The 1,475-nt window shown below is 41.9% G+C and carries 1 protein-coding gene; it reads left to right on the top strand.

What is annotated here, in order from left to right:
- The first annotated feature begins 273 nt into the window (after nucleotides 1-273).
- Nucleotides 274-1,440, top strand: a complete 1,167-nt coding sequence (locus JQ843_RS03705; protein ID WP_203212924.1) for an SIS domain-containing protein — start codon at nucleotides 274-276, stop codon at nucleotides 1,438-1,440.
- The last annotated feature ends 35 nt before the right edge of the window (nucleotides 1,441-1,475 follow it).

Raw genomic sequence — 1,475 nt, 5'->3', positions numbered from 1 at the left:
ACCTCAAAGCAGTGCTTTGAGCAGCCTGCGGCTAGTTTGCTCTTTGATTTTCATTGAGTATACGATGTGACAACGTGAAAATCACAGGGAAAATAGGCGATAAGAGGATGGAGCGATGCTCCGACGATAATCGGTCTTTTTCCCAAAGATTTTAGTTGGAACTCGATTCAATAAGATGTGATATCGTGAAAATCGTTAGAGCATTTTATATAGAATATACATGGGAATGGGGCTTACTCCCATTCCCATATTTAATAGAAAAAGAGGAACTCAATGCTACATTATACAAAAGAAGATTTGCTCGAATTGGGTGCAGAAATCACTACACGTGAAATCTACCAACAACCAGATGTATGGAGAGAAGCTTTTGAATCTTATCAAGCAAAACGTGAAGAAATTGCAGCCTTCCTGCAAGAGATTGCGGATAAACATGACTATATCAAGGTTATTTTGACAGGTGCTGGGACTTCTGCTTATGTGGGAGATACCTTGGTGCCTTACTTTAAGGAAGTCTATGACGAACGCAAATGGAATTTCAATGCTATTGCGACAACAGATATCGTTGCCAATCCAGAAACCTATTTGAAAAAAGATGTGGCGACTGTCCTTGTATCTTTTGCTCGTAGTGGGAACTCTCCCGAAAGTGTGGCGACTGTTGATTTGGCTAAAGCCTTGGTGGATGAGCTTTATCAAGTGACTATTACTTGCGCAGCAGATGGTAAATTGGCTCTTCAAGCTCATGGAGATGACCGCAATCTCTTGCTTTTGCAACCAGCTGCTTCTAATGATGCTGGCTTTGCCATGACCTCTAGCTTTACGTCTATGATGTTGACAGCTCTCTTAGTCTTTGATCCTACAGAATTTGCTGTTAAGTCTGAACGTTTTGAAGTTGTATCTAGTCTTGCCCGTAAAATTCTAGACAATGCAGAAGATGTCAAAGAACTTGTTGACCTAGACTTTAACCGTGTCATCTATCTAGGCGCTGGTCCTTTCTTTGGACTTGCTCATGAAGCTCAGCTCAAGATTTTGGAACTGACTGCTGGTCAAGTTGCGACTATGTATGAAAGCCCAGTTGGCTTCCGTCACGGTCCAAAATCTCTTATCAACGAAGATACAGTTGTTTTGGTCTTTGGTACAACAACAGACTACACTCGCAAGTACGACTTGGACTTGGTTCGTGAAGTTGCTGGTGACCAGATTGCTCGTCGTGTTGTGCTTTTGAGTGATCAAGCTTTTGGTCTTGAAAATGTCAAAGAAGTGGCCTTTGGTTGTGGCGGTGTCTTGAATGATATTTACCGTGTCTTCCCTTACATCGTTTATGCCCAACTCTTTGCCCTATTGACTTCACTCAAGGTAGAAAACAAACCAGATACACCGTCTCCTACAGGTACAGTAAATCGTGTGGTACAGGGTGTTATCATCCACGAATATCAAAAGTAATACTCTTCGAAAATCAAATTCAAACCACGTCAGCG

The organism is Streptococcus mitis (genome assembly GCF_905187495.1).
In the GTDB taxonomy this organism is placed as follows: domain Bacteria; phylum Bacillota; class Bacilli; order Lactobacillales; family Streptococcaceae; genus Streptococcus; species Streptococcus mitis_CU.
Note: the sequence above shows the minus strand (reverse complement) of the source record. Positions and strands in the feature narration are given on the sequence as shown.

What these genes read in the sequence shown, in the direction of transcription:
- JQ843_RS03705 (WP_203212924.1), top strand. Translation starts at nt 274, where the DNA reads ATGCTACATTATACAAAAGAAGATTTGCTCGAATTGGGTGCAGAAATC.